13 protein-coding genes are annotated in these 15703 nt (G+C 69.3%); 6 read left to right on the top strand and 7 right to left on the bottom strand.

The annotated features are described in order from the left end of the window. Positions 1 to 222 precede the first annotated feature (222 nt). Complete coding sequence (locus tag CKO28_RS15725) at positions 223 to 864, bottom strand: dimethylsulfonioproprionate lyase family protein (protein ID WP_200341753.1); 642 nt, start codon at positions 862 to 864, stop codon at positions 223 to 225. A gap of 80 nt (positions 865 to 944) precedes the next feature. After that, positions 945 to 1895, bottom strand: a complete 951-nt coding sequence (locus CKO28_RS15720) for a DMT family transporter (RefSeq protein WP_200341752.1) — start codon at positions 1893 to 1895, stop codon at positions 945 to 947. 470 nt (positions 1896 to 2365) lie between these two features. On the opposite strand from CKO28_RS15720, the gene CKO28_RS15715 reads away from it, so the two are divergent. From CKO28_RS15715 to CKO28_RS15700, 4 genes are all read left to right on the top strand, one after another. After that, positions 2366 to 3454 (top strand): TRAP transporter substrate-binding protein, encoded by a 1089-nt coding sequence (locus CKO28_RS15715; RefSeq protein ID WP_200341751.1) that lies wholly within the window; start codon positions 2366 to 2368, stop codon positions 3452 to 3454. Positions 3455 to 3707: 253 nt separating this feature from the next. Next, positions 3708 to 4358 carry a TRAP transporter small permease subunit gene (locus CKO28_RS15710; RefSeq protein WP_200341750.1) on the top strand — a complete coding sequence of 217 codons (651 nt, stop codon included), beginning with the start codon at positions 3708 to 3710 and terminating at the stop codon, positions 4356 to 4358. Between the two features lie 63 nt (positions 4359 to 4421). After that, the gene (locus CKO28_RS15705; RefSeq protein WP_338050147.1) at positions 4422 to 5786 is read left to right on the top strand and encodes a TRAP transporter large permease; all 1365 of its coding nucleotides are present in this window, start codon (positions 4422 to 4424) and stop codon (positions 5784 to 5786) included. A 60-nt stretch (positions 5787 to 5846) separates the two neighbouring features. Continuing rightward, the gene (locus CKO28_RS15700) at positions 5847 to 7832 is read left to right on the top strand and encodes an acetoacetate--CoA ligase (RefSeq protein WP_200341749.1); all 1986 of its coding nucleotides are present in this window, start codon (positions 5847 to 5849) and stop codon (positions 7830 to 7832) included. 426 nt (positions 7833 to 8258) lie between these two features. Here the strand turns inward: CKO28_RS15700 and pnp are convergent, their stop codons facing one another. The 5 genes from pnp to infB form a co-directional block, all read right to left on the bottom strand. Next, positions 8259 to 10379: a polyribonucleotide nucleotidyltransferase gene (gene pnp / locus CKO28_RS15695; RefSeq protein ID WP_200341748.1), complete on the bottom strand. Its 2121-nt coding sequence runs from the start codon at positions 10377 to 10379 to the stop codon at positions 8259 to 8261. 330 nt (positions 10380 to 10709) lie between these two features. Then, positions 10710 to 10979 (bottom strand): 30S ribosomal protein S15, encoded by a 270-nt coding sequence (gene rpsO / locus CKO28_RS15690; RefSeq protein ID WP_200341747.1) that lies wholly within the window; start codon positions 10977 to 10979, stop codon positions 10710 to 10712. Between the two features lie 92 nt (positions 10980 to 11071). Beyond that, complete coding sequence (gene truB, locus CKO28_RS15685; protein WP_200341746.1) at positions 11072 to 12004, bottom strand: tRNA pseudouridine(55) synthase TruB; 933 nt, start codon at positions 12002 to 12004, stop codon at positions 11072 to 11074. A 52-nt stretch (positions 12005 to 12056) separates the two neighbouring features. Further along, positions 12057 to 12548, bottom strand: coding sequence for a 30S ribosome-binding factor RbfA (gene rbfA / locus CKO28_RS15680; protein WP_200341745.1), 492 nt, complete (start codon positions 12546 to 12548; stop codon positions 12057 to 12059). 160 nt (positions 12549 to 12708) lie between these two features. After that, the gene (gene infB / locus CKO28_RS15675) at positions 12709 to 14463 is read right to left on the bottom strand and encodes a translation initiation factor IF-2 (RefSeq protein ID WP_338050146.1); all 1755 of its coding nucleotides are present in this window, start codon (positions 14461 to 14463) and stop codon (positions 12709 to 12711) included. Between infB and CKO28_RS28465 the strand changes: the two genes are divergently transcribed. Together CKO28_RS28465 and CKO28_RS15670 are read left to right on the top strand one after the other, a co-directional pair. Next, positions 14449 to 15165, top strand: coding sequence for a hypothetical protein (locus CKO28_RS28465; RefSeq protein WP_242480591.1), 717 nt, complete (start codon positions 14449 to 14451; stop codon positions 15163 to 15165). The two genes, infB and CKO28_RS28465, sit on opposite strands and share 15 nt — an antisense overlap. Beyond that, positions 15162 to 15703: translation initiation factor IF-2 associated domain-containing protein (locus tag CKO28_RS15670; protein WP_200341744.1), on the top strand; the 542-nt coding region annotated here is incomplete at its 3' end. The genes CKO28_RS28465 and CKO28_RS15670, both read left to right, overlap by 4 nt.

Genomic DNA, 15703 nt, shown 5'->3' with positions numbered 1-15703 from the left:
ACACCTGCGATGAAAATCAATGACCTCCTGGCGAACGCGATCCCGCTCGCCGGCTGCACCGGGGGCGCGGCTGCGGTGCCAGGTCCGCGCACGACGACGCTGCCGGGCCATTGCCGGGCGAAACCGTCGGAGGATCCACCGCAGCTCCGCCCGCGGCCCCGCCATGACACATGTCAAGCGGCCGTCGGATCGGCGTTGCGCCCGGAGGGCCCGGGGCGAAAATCAGCGGCCGAACGTCATTCCCGGCGCGGCCAGGCGGGCCGGCGGGCCCAGCCAGGCGTAGGCGAGCAGGCACGGCGCCCGCTCGCCGACCGTGATCCGGTGGGCCTGCTGCGGCTTGTTGAAGATCAGCGAGCCGGGCGCGTAGACGGCCGCGTCGTTCTCCGACCACGCGCCGGCGAGCGAGACGTAGCTCTCCTCGATCTCCGTGTGGCTGTGCTGGGGATAGGTCGTCCCCGGGGCCAGCAGCACCAGCCCGAGGACGATCCGCTCCGCGTGCACCGGTCCGTTGGGTCCGGCCAGCTCGCAATAGGCGTAGCGCTGGGCGAGCGTGCGCGGCACCCGTTCGTAGCCCCACTCCCAGGTGAACTGGCCGGTCAGCCGGCGCAGCGTCGCCGCCATGGTGGCGAGCGGCCCGTCGGCGGCGAGGTCGAGCGCCCGGCCCAGGTGGGCGGTCACCGGCTTGTCGGCGGGCTGCCGGCCCAGGATCGGCGGGTCCGCCTGGACCACCCGGTTGAGCGCTTCGCGCACCCGCCGGCGATGGCTGCGGATCGCATCGCTGCCGCCCGACGAGCCGGTGCCGAAGGTCTCGTGGTAGTCGCGCAGCAGGTACAGCCAGTCGGGCTGTTCGCTCAGGGGGGCCATGGGGATCGAGCTTAGCGCTCGCACCAAGCGGTCGCGACCGCGAATCGCGTCAGCTTGAGACCTCTTCATGCAATCTTCCCCTACCCCGCGACCTCCTGGCGGCGGGCTTTGGCGACCTTGGCTTCGCGGTGGGTGATGTAGATCGCCGCCGCCGCGATCACCGCCGCGCCGACCAGGGTCCAGAGCGCCGGCACCTCGCCGAACGCGACGAACGCGATCAGCGCCACGAACGGCAGCTGCATGTAGTGGAACGGGATCACCGCGGAAGCGTCGGCCTTGGCGTAGGCGCGTGTCAGCAGCAGGTGCGAGCCGGTCGCGAGCCCGCCGATCAGCGCCATCAGCGCAAGCACCTCCCAGCTCGGCCAGACCCAGGCGAACAGCGCCGGGATCAGGCTGAGCGGGGTCAGGACCAGGTTCATGTAGAACACCATGGCGTTCGGGTTCTCGGTCGCCGACAGCGATTTGATCAGCAGCGCGGCGGTCGCCATGAAGATCGCCGCCAGGATCGGCAGCGCCATCGCCGGGCCGATCTCTTGGAAGCCGGGCCGCACGATCGCCAGCACGCCCAGGAAGCCGACGATGGTCGCCGTCCAGCGCCGGGCGCGCACCGTCTCGCCCAGCACCAGCGCGGCGCCCACCGTGGCGAACAGCGGCACCGTGTAGTTCAGCGACACCGCCTGGGCGAGCGGCAGCAGGCTGACCGAATAGAACCAGCAGGTCATCGCCGTCAGCCCGATCACCGAACGCACCAGGTGCAGGCGCAGGCGCCGCGTCGTCAGCCCGGTTCGGCCGACCCGCGCCAGCCAGGGCAGCATGAACACCAGCGCGAAGGCGTTGCGGAAGAACACGATCTGGATCGGCGCCAGCTCCAGCGAGCCGGCGCGAATCAGCGCGTTCATGCAGGAAAACCCAAGCGCCGCGCCGGTCATCAGCAGCGCGCCCTGGACCGGCAGCGGGATCCGGCCGGCCGCCGCCAGCAGGCGGACCGGCAGGCTGGGCGCTTTATCCGGCTGGTTCGGTTGGGCGGGCATGGCGCCCGCAGGCTAGCCGCGCCCGCCGCCCCGGCGCAAAAGGCCTGCGCGCAGGGCCGCCATGCAGGCCGGCAGCGCCACCCGGTGCCCGCAGCCGGCCAGCCGCATCGCCGGCCGCCTGACCGGGTGCTCCCCGTGCGTTTGGCGCAGCGGCTCGGTTTGCTATACACGCCATGCGCGAGCGGTCGATCCGGGCGTGGCGCCAGGCCGCATGCCAACGCCCCGAGTGCGCACGGTTTTTCTTTGCAGTGCGGCAAGAAGCCAGATCACGGCTTGTGACATCGGCGTTGAACGGCTAGCGTTCTGCGCACTTTCCGGCCCCTTCGCGGGCTTAATCGGGCGGCAAGACCCGATCCGCTACGCACCGCCGCATCCAACGCGCGGTCGTGTCGAAAAATCATCGCCGAACGCGGCCCCGCCCGAAAACGTGTGCGTGTCATGCGGGGCACATCAGGGAGGTTTACGTCTCGATGCCGATCAACAAACTCAAGACGGCCGCCGGCGCGCTCGCGCTCGCCGGCAGCATGGCCGGCGCCGCCGTCGCGCCCGCCCAGGCGGACGAAATCCGCTGGAAGATGCCGATCGCCTTCTCGTCCAATCTGCCCGGGCTGGGCTCGCCGTCGAAGTATGTCGCCGAGCAGCTGAAGACGGCCAGCGGCGGCAACGTCCAGGTGCGGGTCTACGAGCCGGGCGAGCTGGTCCCGCCGTTCGACATCCTGGAAGCCGTGTCCAACAACAAGGTCTCCGCCGGCTACACCTGGATCGGCTACGACCAGGGCACGGTTCCGGCGGTGCCGCTGTTCGCGGCCGTGCCGTTCGGCCTGAAGCCGTGGGCGTTCACCGCCTGGTACTACTACGGCCCCGGCCACAAGATGCTGCAGGAGGTCTACGCCAACAAGGGCTTCAACGTGCACGCCCAGCTGTGCGGCATCATCGGCCCGGAGACCGCCGGCTGGTACTCCAACCCGGTCGACAGCCTGGACGACTACCAGGGGATGAAGATCCGCTTCGCCGGCCTGGGCGGCAAGGTGCTGGAGAAGCTCGGCGCCTCGGTCACCATGATGCCCGGCGGCGAGCTGTTCCAGGCCCTGCAAACCGGCACGATCGACGCCACCGAGTTCTCCATGCCGGCGATCGACCAGATCCTGGGCTTTCATAAGGTGGTCAAATACAACCTGTTCCCGGGCTGGCACCAGCCGTTCACCGCGCAGTACATGCTGATCAACGGTGACGAGTGGAAGCAGGCGAGCGAGCAGCAGAAGGCGCTGATCGAGACCACCTGCACCGCCGCCACGATGCGCGGCCTCGCCGAGGGCGAGTACAAGAACGGGAAGGTCCTGCAGGGCTTCCAGGAGAAGGGCGTGCAGGCCAACCAGATCCCGCGCGACGTGCTGCGCGAGCTGCAGGACGTGACCCGCGAGGTCCTCAAGCAAGAAGCCAAGAAGGACGAGGACTTCGCCCGCGTCTACGAGAGCCAGCAGGCGTTCCAGGAGACCTACCAGGTGTGGGCCAAGCGGGCCTACCTGCCGGCCGACCTGGGCGAGAAGAGCGCCGAGTAACCGCCTGATCCGACTGGCCGGATCCGCCCCGTCCCCGGCCGCGGCCCGCGCGCTTGCGTGCGCGGCCCGGGCCGGGGACGGTCCGCCGCTGGCGCCGTCGGACCCATCGATCGGGCCGGCGGCGCCTTCACGCTCTCCCGGAAAGGCTGCTACACACCGCCGCGCCCCCGGATCGCCGTGCGATCCGCCCCGCGCGGCAATAGCCACGGCGCGCGCACGCCGCCCAAGCCCGTTCCAGAACCCGGACGCGACCATGGCCGATCCCAACGCGAGTCCGCAGCCCCATTCGGTCGTCGAAAGCGACTTCGTCCACCACACCGAACTGCCGACCACGCGCCCATCGCTCGCGATCGACCGCGCGCTGCGCTGGATCGGCTTCGCGTTTTCCTTCCTGTGGCTCGGCGTGCTGGGCGTCATCCTGGTCGCCGTGATCGGCCGCTACGCCTTCGGCGCCGGCTCGGTGATGGCGGAAGAGATCGAGTGGCATCTGTGCGGCGCGGCCTGGCTGGTCGGGCTGTCCTACACGCTGGTCTCCGACGACCACGTCCGGGTCGACGTGATTCACGAGCGCCTGAGCGTGCGCAAGCAGGCCTGGATCGAGCTGTTCGGCCTGCTGGTCCTGCTGCTGCCGTTCGTGTTGATCGGCGTCTACCAGAGCTGGCCGTACTTTTGGTCGTCCTATCTGAAGGGCGAGGTCAGCCAGGCGCCGGCCGGGCTGCCCTACCGCTGGGCGATCAAGTTCTTCCTGCCGCTCAGTTTCGGTCTGCTCGCCGTGGCCGTCGTCTCGCGCCTAATGAAGTGCACGGCGATGCTGTTCGGCTGGCCGAAACCGACCGGGCCCGACCCGATCGTGCGCGCGACCAACGTCAGCGCGCTCGGCAGCGACGACCGGGACAACGGCTGAGCCGGCGGCCCGCAACGCCACACCCGAGCGACCCACCCGAGCAACAAGCGGACGAAAGACACCGTGGGCCTGGAAGAATATTTCGTCATCGGCATGTTCGCCACCTTCGGCGTCCTGTTGTTCACCGGCTTCCCGGTGGCCTGGGTGCTGGGCGGCACCGCCGTGATCTGGACGGTCGTCGGGATCACGGCGGTCGAACAGTTCGGCGCTGACCTATGGTTCGACTGGGGCAGCTCGATCGGCCTGCTGCCGGAACGGATGTGGGCGCTGGTCGACAACATCACCCTGGTCGCGCTGCCGATGTTCATCTTCATGGGGATCATGCTCGACAAGTCGGGCGTGGCCGAAAAGCTGATGAACAACATGGTCAAGCTGTTCGGCGCGGTGCGCGGCGGCTACGCCATCACGGTGATCGTGCTGGGCGTGCTGCTGGCCGCGACCACCGGCATCATCGGCGCCAGCGTGGTGCTGCTCGGCATGCTGTCGATCCCGGTGATGCTGAAGAACGGCTACTCCAAGGCGCTCACGGTCGGGACCAGCTGCGCCACCGGCACGCTCGGCATCCTGATTCCGCCGTCGATCATGCTGGTGCTGATGGCCGACCGCCTGGCCCGGCCGGAGGCGAGCGTGGGCGACCTGTTCCTGGGCGCCTTCTTCCCCGGCCTGCTGCTGGGGGCGATGTACATCGCCTACGTCCTCAGCCTCGGCATCGTCAGCCCGAAGAGCGTGCCGCTGCCCAAGGACCTGCCCAAGATCACGCCCCGGGTGTTCTGGGACGTGCTGGTCGCCGTCGTCCCGACGGCCGCGCTGATACTGGCCGTGCTCGGCTCGATCTTCGCCGGGCTTGCGACGCCGACGGAAGCCTCCGGTGTGGGCGCCGCCGGCGCCACCCTGCTGGCGGCGGCCAACCGCCGGCTGACCTGGAAGGTGATGAAGGACAGCCTGACGCAGACCACCCGCACCACCTCGTTCATCTTCGCGATCTTCCTGGGCGCGACGGCGTTCGCCGTGGTGCTGCGCGGCCTGGGCGGCGACCGGGTGATCGAGGACGCGCTGCTCGGCCTGCCGTTCCCGCCGGAAGGCATCCTGCTGACCATCCTGTTCGTGGTGTTCCTGCTCGGCTTCTTCCTGGACTGGGTGGAGATCACGCTGATCATCCTGCCGCTGGTCGCCCCGGTGGTGATCAACCTGGGCTTCGACCTGGTGTGGTTCACGATCATGTTCGCGGTCTGCCTGCAGACCTCGTTCCTGACCCCACCGGTCGGCTTCGCGCTCTTCTACGTCAAAGGGGTGTGTCCGCCCGAGATCACCGTGACCGACATCTACAAAGGGGTGTTGCCGTACATTCTGCTGCAGTTGACCGGCCTTGCGATCGTGTTCTTCTTCCCCGAGATCGTCACCTGGCTGCCCAGCGTCAGCTTCCAGTAGACCGCGGCGCCCAGCCACGCGCCCGCACCGGCTAACCGGTAGAGGAGAGAGAGGTCCGCCATGTCCAGCCAGACGCCCGCCCAGACGCCCGAACTGCTCTGGCAGCCGTCGCAGGCGCGGATCGCCAGCACCCGCCTAACCGGCTTCATGGACCACCTGAAGCGGCAGTACGGCGTGGAAGCGCCGGACTACCCCGCGCTGTGGGACTGGTCGCGCGCCAGCCAGCAGAACGTGGAGACCTTCTGGTCGGCGCTCTGGGACTATTGCGGGGTGGTCGCCGAGACGCGCGGCCAGCGGGCCACCCAGGACTTCGACAAGATGCCGGGCGCGGCGTTTTTCCCGGACGCCAAGCTGAACTTCGCGGAGAACCTGCTGCAGCAGCAGGGCCGCGGCGACGCCATCGTGTTCTGGGGCGAGGATCAGGTGACGACCCGGCTCAGCCACGACGCGCTCTACCACCGGGTCTCCAAGGTCGCGCAGGGGCTGCGGGAGCAGGGCGTCGGCCCGGGCGACCGGGTCGCCGCCTACCTGCCCAACATGCCGGAAACGATGATCGTCATGCTGGCGACCGCCAGCCTGGGCGCGATCTTCTCGTCCTGCTCGCCCGACTTCGGTCCGCAGGGCGTGCTCGACCGGTTCGGCCAGATCGAGCCCAAGGTGCTGTTCGCGGTCGATGCCTACCACTACAACGGCAAGGTCCGCGCGAGCGCGCCCAACGTGGCGGAGGTGGTCAAGCAGCTGCCCAGCCTTCAGAAGACGCTGCTGATCCACTACGCCGGCGACGGCGACCCGAGCGGCATCGATGGCGCGGAGCGGATGGCCGACTGGGAGGACCGCTTCCCGGGCGGGCCGATCGACTTCGTGCAGATGCCGTTCAACAGCCCGCTCTATATCCTGTTCTCCTCCGGCACCACCGGTAAGCCGAAGTGCATCGTCCACGGCGCCGGCGGCACGCTGCTGCAGCACCTGAAGGAACACCAGCTGCAGACCGACGTGCGCCCCGGCGACCGGCCGTTCTACTTCACCACCTGCGGCTGGATGATGTGGAACTGGCTCGTCTCCGCGCTGGCCAGCCGGGCGACCGTGCTGCTGTACGACGGCTCGCCGTTCTATCCGGACTGGCGGATCCTGTTCCGGATGGCCGAGCAGGAGGGCATGACCCAGTTCGGCACCAGCGCCAAGTTCATCGACGCGCTGGGCAACCAGGGCGCCATGCCGGGCGACGAATTCGACCTGTCGCGCGTGCGCACCCTGATGTCGACCGGATCGCCGCTGCTCGCCGAGGGCTTCGACGTCGTCTACAACAACATCAAGCAGGACATCTGCCTGTCCTCGATCGCCGGGGGCACCGACATCGTCGGCTGCTTCGTCGCCGGCAACCCGATCGGCCCGGTCTACCGCGGCGAGATCCAGGCCCGCTGCCTGGCGATGGACGTCGACATCTACGACGAGCAGGGCAACAGCGTGCGCGACCAGAAAGGCGAGCTGGTCTGCCGCAAGCCGTTCCCCTCGATGCCGGTCAAGTTCTGGAACGATCCCGACGGCGAGCGGTTCTTCAACGCCTATTTCGCGACCTACACGGACACCTGGCACCACGGCGACTTCGCCGCGATCGACAGCGCGACCGGCGGCGTGGTGATCTACGGCCGCTCGGACGCCACGCTCAACCCGGGCGGGGTGCGGATCGGGACGGCGGAGATCTATCGCCAGGTCGAAAAGCTGCCGGAGGTCGCCGAGGGTATCGTGATCGGCCAGGATGTCGGCGACGACCAGCGCGTGGTCCTGTTCGTCCGCCTGAACGAAGGTCACCAGCTGACCGACGACCTGGTCACCCGGATCAAGCAGCAGATCAAGTCCGGCGCTTCGCCCCGCCACGTCCCGGCGAAGGTCCTGGAGGTCCCGGACATCCCGCGCACCCGCTCCGGCAAGATCGTCGAACTCGCGGTGCGCGACGTGGTCCACGGCAACGCGGTGAAGAACAAGGAAGCCCTGGCGAACCCGGAGGCGCTGGCGCACTTCGAGGGCCGCGAGGAACTGCGGAACTAGCTAGCTCCCCGCCAACGCCGTGGCGGCTGGCGGCGACGCTTAAGCGGTTCACCACAGAGGGCACAAAGGACACGGAGCCCGAGGCGCGCGGCACGGCGGTGCCGGCGCCGCGGGCTCTTTCCCGTGTGGGTGCTTTCGCTTATCCCCTCTCCTCCCATGGGAGGAGAGAGGGCCAGGGAGAGGAGGTGGCCCGCGGCATATGCTCGGGGTCCCTCCTCCCCTAGCCCCTCCTCCCAGGTGGAGGAGGGGGACCAGTTGGGCGCCGTGGGTGGCCCGAAAACCTCGGGCTCCGTGTCCTTCGTGTCCGCTGTGGTGACTCCTATCCGCTTCCTGCGTTCGGCACACCACCCGCGGCCACGCACGAAAAAGGGCGGCACCCCGGGGGATGCCGCCCTCAATCAGCCTCAAGCTGAACGCCGCGAAAGCTTAACTCGCGACCTTTTCGCTCAGGTCCTCGCCGGTGGTCTGGTCGACCTGGCGCATCGACAGCTTGACCCGGCCGCGGTCGTCGAACGACACGCACTTCACCTTGACCATGTCGCCTTCGTTGACGACGTCGGTCACCTTGCCGACGCGCTGGTCGGACAGTTCGGAGATGTGCACCAGGCCGTCCTTCTGGCCCAGGAAGTTCACGAAGGCGCCGAAGTCGACCACCTTCACGACCTTGCCGTCGTAGATCTGGCCCGGCTCCGGCTCGGCGACGATACCCTTGATCCAGTTGATCGCCGCGTTGGCCGCGTCGGCGTTGACGGCGGCGACCTTGACGGTGCCGTCGTCCTCGATGTCGACCTTGGCTCCGGTCTCCTCGCAGATCTCGCGGATCACCTTGCCGCCGGTGCCGATGATGTCGCGGATCTTGTCCTTGGGCACCTGGATCACGGTGATCTGCGGGGCCCGGTCGGACACGCCCTCGCGGGCGGTGGTCAGCGCCTTCTGCATCTCGTTCAGGATGTGCAGGCGGCCGTCGCGGGCCTGATCCAGCGCGATCTGCATGATCTGCGGCGTCACGCTGGTGATCTTGATGTCCATCTGCAGCGAGGTGACGCCGGTCTCGGTGCCGGCGACCTTGAAGTCCATGTCGCCCAGATGGTCCTCGTCGCCCATGATGTCGGACAGGACGGCGTAGTCGTCGCCTTCCTTGATCAGACCCATGGCGATGCCGGCGACCGGCCGGGGCAGCGGCACGCCCGCGTCCATCATCGACAGCGAGGCGCCGCAGACGGTCGCCATCGACGACGAGCCGTTACTCTCGGTGATCTCGGAGAGCACCCGCACGGTGTAGGGGAAGTCCTCCTTGGTCGGCATCACCGGATTGAGCGCGCGCCAGGCCAGCTTGCCGTGGCCGATCTCGCGCCGGCCGGGGGAGAGCATGCGGCCGGTCTCGCCCACCGAATACGGCGGGAAGTTGTAGTGCAGCATGAACGCCTGGCGGTACTCGCCCTCCAGCGCGTCCACGATCTGCTCGTCCTGGCCGGTGCCCAGCGTGGTGGTCACCATCGCCTGGGTCTCGCCGCGGGTGAACAGCGCGGAGCCGTGGGTGCGCGGCAACACGCCGACCTCGGAGAGGATCGGGCGGACGCCCTCGACCCGGCGGCCGTCGATCCGGTTGCCGGTCTCGATGATCGAGCCGCGGACGATGTCGCGCTCCAGGTCCTTGATCACCGACGGCGCGATCGCGTACTCGACCTCGTTGTCCTCGCCGACCGCTTCCAGCGCCTCGGTGCGGATCGCCTCCAGGGCCTCCTGGCGCTGCTTCTTGTCGACGACCTGATAGGCCTCGCGCAGCTTGCCGGCGAACTGCTCCTTGAGCTTGGCGTGGACGGTCTTCTTCTCTTCCGGATCCGCCGGCAGGTCCCAGGGCTCGTTGGCGCACTCCTCGGCCAGCTCGATGATCGCGTTGATCACCTTCTGGTACTGCTCCTGGCCGAAGTTGACGGCGCCCAGCATGGTCTCTTCGGACAGCTCCTTGGCCTCCGACTCGACCATCATCACGCCTTCCTGGGTGCCCGCGACCACGAGGTCGAGCGCGCCGCTGGGCAGGTCCTGTTGGGTCGGGTTCAGGACGTACTCGCCGTCCTTGTAGCCGACCCGGCAGGCGCCGATCGGGCCCATGAACGGCATGCCCGACAGCGTCAGCGCGGCCGAGGCGCCGACCATCGCCACGATGTCCGGATCGTTCTCCAGGTCGTGGCTGAGGACGGTGCAGATGACCTGCGTCTCGTTCTTGAAGTTCTTGGCGAACAGCGGACGGATCGGCCGGTCGATCAGCCGGGAGGTCAGGGTCTCCTTCTCGGTCGGCCGGCCCTCGCGCTTGAAGAAGCCGCCCGGGATCTTGCCCGCGGCCGCCGTCTTCTCCTGGTAGTTCACGGTCAGCGGGAAGAACGGCAGGTGCGGCTTCGGCGTCTTGTCGCCGACGGCCGTGCACAGCACCACCGTGTCGCCGTAGCGCGCCATCACGGCGCCGTCGGCCTGGCGGGCGACGCGGCCGGTCTCGAGGACCAGCGGGCGGCCGCCCCAGTCGATTTCCTTGCGGTGTACGTCGAACATATTCTCTCTCGATTCCTTCAATCCGGTTGGCCGGCCGGTGGCGACAGCCGGACCCGCGCAAACGGCGCGACAGCCCGCAGGGTGGCTCCCAAGCGCGCGCGCCGCTTACGTCGGCCCGGCTCTATCGAAGCCCGCGCGCCGGCCGGCATCGCGCAGGCTCCGTCTTCAAGGCGGTGGGGACAATGCCATACCACGCCCCGCCCCGCACACAGGCGATCGCACGCCCGGGCTGGGCCCATGCGCACCGCCCGGCACGCGGCCGGGCGGAAGGACGTCTCGATACCGTACTGGGGGCGGGCGCAGGCCATGGTCGCCTGAGGCGGGCGCCGCCTAGCGGCGCAGGCCCAGCGACTGGATGGTCTTGTCGTAGCGCGACTTGTCCTTGCGCTTCAGGTAATCCAGCAGCCGCCGGCGCTGGCCCACCATGATCAGCAGGCCGCGGCGGGAGTGGAAGTCCTTCTTGTGGTCCTTCATGTGCTCGGTCAGGTTCCCGATCCGCTCCGTCAGGATCGCGATCTGAACCTCCGGCGAGCCGGTGTCGTTGTCGTTGGCACCGTATTCCTTCACAAGCTCCTGCTTGCGCTCGGTCGTGATCGACATCGTAAACGGTCGTCCTCTTGGCGTTCGGTTGTTTTCATCTACCGGGGCGGCCGCTCGCGGCGATCCGCCAGAGCCGTCTGCTGCACCGGCATTTAGAGGTTGAGTACGCGCACCGGGCGGAGCTCGCCGGTCTCGAAACGGGCCAGCGCGACCGGGCGATCGCCGGTCTTGGTCAACACGACGTCGCCGTTATCCAGATCGCGCAGGCGTTCGAGATGGGACCGCTGAAGCAGCGACACGCTTTGGCCGCTGCGCAGACGGTTCGCCTCGGTCTCCGACAAGACAAACGCCGGGATGTCGTCCAGCGCGGTCTCGATCGGCAGGAGGTACTCGAAGGCCCCGGGACTATGCCCCAACGCCTCCAGCGATTCCAGGGAAATCATGTGATCTTCCCGGAAGCCGCCCACCCGGGTTCGGCGCAACGCCGACAGGTGGCCGAAGGTGCCGAGCGCGCGCGCGAGATCGCGCGCCAGCGCCCGGATATAGGTGCCCTTGCCGCAGGTGCAGGTCAGGCTCGCGTGGTCCGGGTCGTCGACCCGTTCCAGGGTCAGGCTGTCGATCCGCGCGGCGCGCGCGGCGAGTTCCGGCTGGCCGCCGTCGCGCGCGATGTCGTAGGCGCGCTGCCCGTCGACCTTGATCGCGGAGTAGGCCGGCGGAACCTGCTCGATCATGCCGGTGAACGCCGGCAGCGCCGCGCGGATCGCCGGCGCGTCGGGACGCGCGTCGCTCGCCTGGATCACCGTGCCGTCGGCGTCGTCGGTATCGGTCGCCTGGCCCCAGCGGACGGTGAAGCGGTAGGTCTTGGTGCCTTCCATGGTGTAGGCGACCGTCTTGGTCGCCTCGCCCATGGCGATCGGCAATAGGCCGCTGGCCAGCGGGTCCAGGGTGCCGCCGTGGCCGACCTTCCTGGGATGCAGCACCTTCTTGACCCGGTTCAGCGCCTGCGTGCTGGTCAGGCCGACCGGCTTGTCGAGCGCCAGCCAGCCGTCGATCCGGTTGCCCTTCGCCTTGCGCTTGTCGCTCATCTCGTCCGCGTTCGTTCGGGTGTCTTGTCGTTGCGGGGCTGGCGCAAGGCGGTCAACCGCCGCGGCCGGTCTCGCCCGGCGTGTCGGCCGGGTCGGCCGCCGCGTCCGCGGCTTGCGGGGCGTCGTCGCTGTCGACCGGCCCACCCGGCGCGTCCGGATCGCCCGCCAGGTCCTGGCGCACCCGCGGCTTGCGCAGCAGCGCGTCGACCCGCGCGGCCTCGTCGAACGAGCGGTCCGGGGCGAAGCGCAGTTCCGGGGTGTACTTGATGTCGATCTCCCGGCCCAGCTGGCCGCGGAAATAGCCGGCCGCCCGGTTGAGCGCGGCGGCCAGATCTTCCGGCGTGCCGTCGGCGAACGGCAGGACGTAGGCGGTCGCCGCCTTCATGTCCGGGCTGACCCGGACTTCCGTCACGGTCACGTTCGCCTCGGCGAGCTCGGGATCGCGGAGGTCGCCGCGCGCCAGGATCTGCGAGAGCGTGTGGCGCAGCTGCTCGCCCACCCGGAGCTGACGTTGGCTGGGGGCCTTCGCCCGTCGGCGTGCCATGGAAAGCCGTCGCGTTGCTGGGTTGCTGAGACGCCGACGCGACCGGCACCGCCCGCGGGCGTCCGCGGGAGCCGGTGCCGGCCGGTGATGCATCGGCGGTGGTTTCGGAAGCGCCCGGCCGGCGGCGCTGCGCGGCGGTCCTGGGCGGTCGCCGGGGGCGTTACAGCGTCCGCTGGATCTCCCGGACCTCGTAGCACTCGAGCACGTCGCCTTCCTGGATGTCTTCCCAGTTCTCCAGGGAGATGCCGCACTCGTAGCCGTCCTTGACCTCGCGCACCTCGTCCTTGAAGCGCTTCAGGGTCTTCAGGCTGCCCTCGTAGATCACCTTGTTGTCGCGCAGCAGGCGTACGCCCGCCCCGCGCTTGACCACGCCCTCGGTGATCCGGCAGCCGGCGACCTTGCCGACCTTGGTGACGCTGAAGACCTGCCGGATTTCGGCGTAGCCGATGAACTCCTCGCGCGCTTCCGGCGAGAGCATGCCCTGCAGGGCCTGCTTCACGTCGTCGATCAGGTTGTAGATCACCGAGTAGTAGCGGATGTTCACGCCGTCCTGCTTGGCCATCTCGCGGGCCTTGCCGTTGGCGCGCACGTTGAAGGCGATCACGACCGCGCCGGACGCGCCGGCGAGGGTGATGTCGCTTTCGTTAATGCCGCCCACGCCGGCGTGCAGGATGTTCGGCTGAACCTCCTCGTTGCCGATCTGGCCGAGCGCGCCCTGGATCGCTTCCAGCGAGCCCTGGACGTCCGCCTTGATCACCACCGGCAGTTCGGACGCCTGACCTTCCTTGATCTGGTTGAGCATCGACTCGAGCGACGCGCGGCCGCTGGAGGCAACCTCCTTCTCGCGCTGGCGCTCCTGCCGGTACTCCGAGATCTCGCGGGCGCGCTGCTCGTTGTCGACGACGATCACCTCGTCGCCGGCGCGCGGCGTACCCTGCAGGCCCAGCACCTCGACCGGGATCGACGGGCCGGCCTCGCCGACGTTCTCGCCGCGGTCGTTGACCAGGGCGCGCACGCGGCCCCACTCGGCGCCGGCGACGAAGTTGTCGCCCTTCTTCAGGGTGCCGCGCTGGACCAGCAGGGTGGCGACCGGGCCGCGGCCCTTTTCCAGCTTGGCCTCGACAACCACGCCCTCGGCGGCGCGGTCGGGGTTGGCCTTGAGCTCCAGGAGTTCGGCCTGCAGGAGGATCGCCTCCTCCAGTTGGTCCAGACCCTCGCGCGTGGTGGCGGACACCTCGATCGCCTGGGTTTCGCCGCCCATGTCCTCGGTGACGATCTCGTAGTTCAGCAGCTCCTGGCGGACCTTGTCGGGGTTCGCCTCGGGCTTGTCGCACTTGTTGATCGCCACGACGATCGGCTTCTGGGCGGCCTTGGCGTGGTTGATCGCCTCGACCGTCTGGTCCTTCACGCTGTCGTCCGCGGCGACCACCAGCACGACGATGTCGGTGACGTCCGCCCCGCGCGAGCGCATCTGCGTGAACGCGGCGTGGCCCGGCGTGTCCAGGAAGGTGATCCCGGCGCCGCCGGACAGAACGACCTGGTAGGCGCCGATGTGCTGGGTGATGCCGCCGGCCTCGCCCGCGACCACGTCGGTCTTGCGCAGCGCGTCGAGCAGCGACGTCTTGCCGTGGTCGACGTGGCCCATGACCGTGACCACCGGCGCCCGCGGCTTGAGGTCCTCGGCGCGGTCCTCCTCGGTCTGCAGCACGTCCTCGACGTCGGCGTCGGAGACGCGCTTGGGCGTGTGGCCGAACTCCTGGACGATCAGCTCCGCGGTCTCGGGATCGATCGACTGGTTGATCGTCGCCATGGTGCCGAGCTGCATCAGCTGCTTGATCACGTCGCCGCCGCGCTCGGCCATGCGGTTGGCCAGTTCGCCCACGGTGATGACGTCGGGGATTTGAACTTCGCGCACGACCTTCTGCGGGGGCTGCTGGCTCTGCTGCTGTTTCTGCCGCTGGCGCTGGCGCTTGAGCTGGGCCTGCGAGCGCGACCGGTTGCCGTCGCCGCCCTCCAGCGCCTGGCTGATGGTGAGCCGCCCGCGCCGGCGCTCGTCGCCCTTCTTGGCGGCGGGCTTCTTCTCGCCGCCCTTGGCGCGCTTGACCCGGCCGCCGGCCTCCTCGGCCGCGGCGTCGTCCTTCTCGCGGCCTTCCTTGGCCTTGCGCTTGGCCCTGGCGTCGGCGGTCTCCTCCGCGCCGGCCTCGGCCGCCGGTTCCGGCTCGCCCGCCGGCTGCGTCTCGGCGGCGGGGGCTTCCGCGCCCGCCTCGGCCGTGCCGGCCGCCGGGGCCTCCTCGGCCTCCTTCTGGCGGCGGCGCTCCTGCTCCTCGGCCTCGAGCTGCTTGCGGGCCTCTTCCTCGGCCTGCCGGCGCTTTTCCTCTTCCTCGCGGCGCTTGGCCTCTTCCTCGGCCTGGCGACGGCGGCGCTAACGACGGGGGCGCGAACGACGGCGGCGCGGACCGTAGTGGCGCGGACGACGGCGGCGGAGCCGGCACGGGCGCCGGCTGAGCGGCACCGCCCGGCCGACGCCGCGACCGACAGGAACACGACACGCCGGCGCGCCCATGCGGCCGGCGGCACCCACGAACAAGCTCACCAGACGAGCGCCGGAGCGATATGACGACGAACAGTGACGATGGCGACGACAAGAAGCTGAAGCTCAAGAAGCCCGGCAAGCTCGAACTGTCCAAGACGGTCGAGCAGGGTCAGGTGAAGCAGAGCTTCAGCCACGGCCGGTCCAAGCAGGTGTCGGTCGAGGTCAAGCGCAAGCGCACCTATCAGCGCGGCGAAAGCGGCCGCATGACCGAGGTGCGCCAGGGCAGCGGCCAGCAGGAAGCCGAGAAGGCGTTCGAGCCGTCCGGCGGCCAGCAGCCCCCGGCGGGCGAGCGCCAGCAGCCCGCCCAGGCGCGCCAGCAGCCGGCGGGATCCCGCGGCGGCACGCCCAAGGAGAATGCCACCCGCACCCTGGAGCGCGAGCAGCAGCGCGCCGGCCGCACCCTGACCGACAGCGAGCGCCAGGCCCGGCTGCGCGCCCTCGAGCAGGCCGAGCGCGACAAGGAAGAGCGCGAGCGCCGCCGCCAGGAGGAAGAGGAGCGCCGCCGTCGCCAGGCCGAGGAAGAGGCCAAGCGCCGCGAGGAAGAGGAAAAGCGCCGGCAGGC

Origin of the sequence: Rhodovibrio sodomensis (assembly GCF_016583645.1) — a bacterium.
In the GTDB taxonomy this organism is placed as follows: domain Bacteria; phylum Pseudomonadota; class Alphaproteobacteria; order Kiloniellales; family Rhodovibrionaceae; genus Rhodovibrio; species Rhodovibrio sodomensis.
This window is presented reverse-complemented; position numbering and strand designations above follow the sequence as displayed.

Excerpts from the sequence above, each read along its gene's own strand:
- CKO28_RS15725 (WP_200341753.1), bottom strand. The coding sequence starts at position 864 with ATGGCCCCCCTGAGCGAACAGCCCGACTGGCTGTACCTGCTGCGCGAC.
- CKO28_RS15720 (WP_200341752.1), bottom strand. The coding sequence starts at position 1,895 with ATGCCCGCCCAACCGAACCAGCCGGATAAAGCGCCCAGCCTGCCGGTC.
- CKO28_RS15715 (WP_200341751.1), top strand. The coding sequence starts at position 2,366 with ATGCCGATCAACAAACTCAAGACGGCCGCCGGCGCGCTCGCGCTCGCC.
- CKO28_RS15710 (WP_200341750.1), top strand. The coding sequence starts at position 3,708 with ATGGCCGATCCCAACGCGAGTCCGCAGCCCCATTCGGTCGTCGAAAGC.
- CKO28_RS15700 (WP_200341749.1), top strand. The coding sequence starts at position 5,847 with ATGTCCAGCCAGACGCCCGCCCAGACGCCCGAACTGCTCTGGCAGCCG.
- pnp (WP_200341748.1), bottom strand. The coding sequence starts at position 10,379 with ATGTTCGACGTACACCGCAAGGAAATCGACTGGGGCGGCCGCCCGCTG.
- rpsO (WP_200341747.1), bottom strand. The coding sequence starts at position 10,979 with ATGTCGATCACGACCGAGCGCAAGCAGGAGCTTGTGAAGGAATACGGT.
- truB (WP_200341746.1), bottom strand. The coding sequence starts at position 12,004 with ATGAGCGACAAGCGCAAGGCGAAGGGCAACCGGATCGACGGCTGGCTG.
- rbfA (WP_200341745.1), bottom strand. The coding sequence starts at position 12,548 with ATGGCACGCCGACGGGCGAAGGCCCCCAGCCAACGTCAGCTCCGGGTG.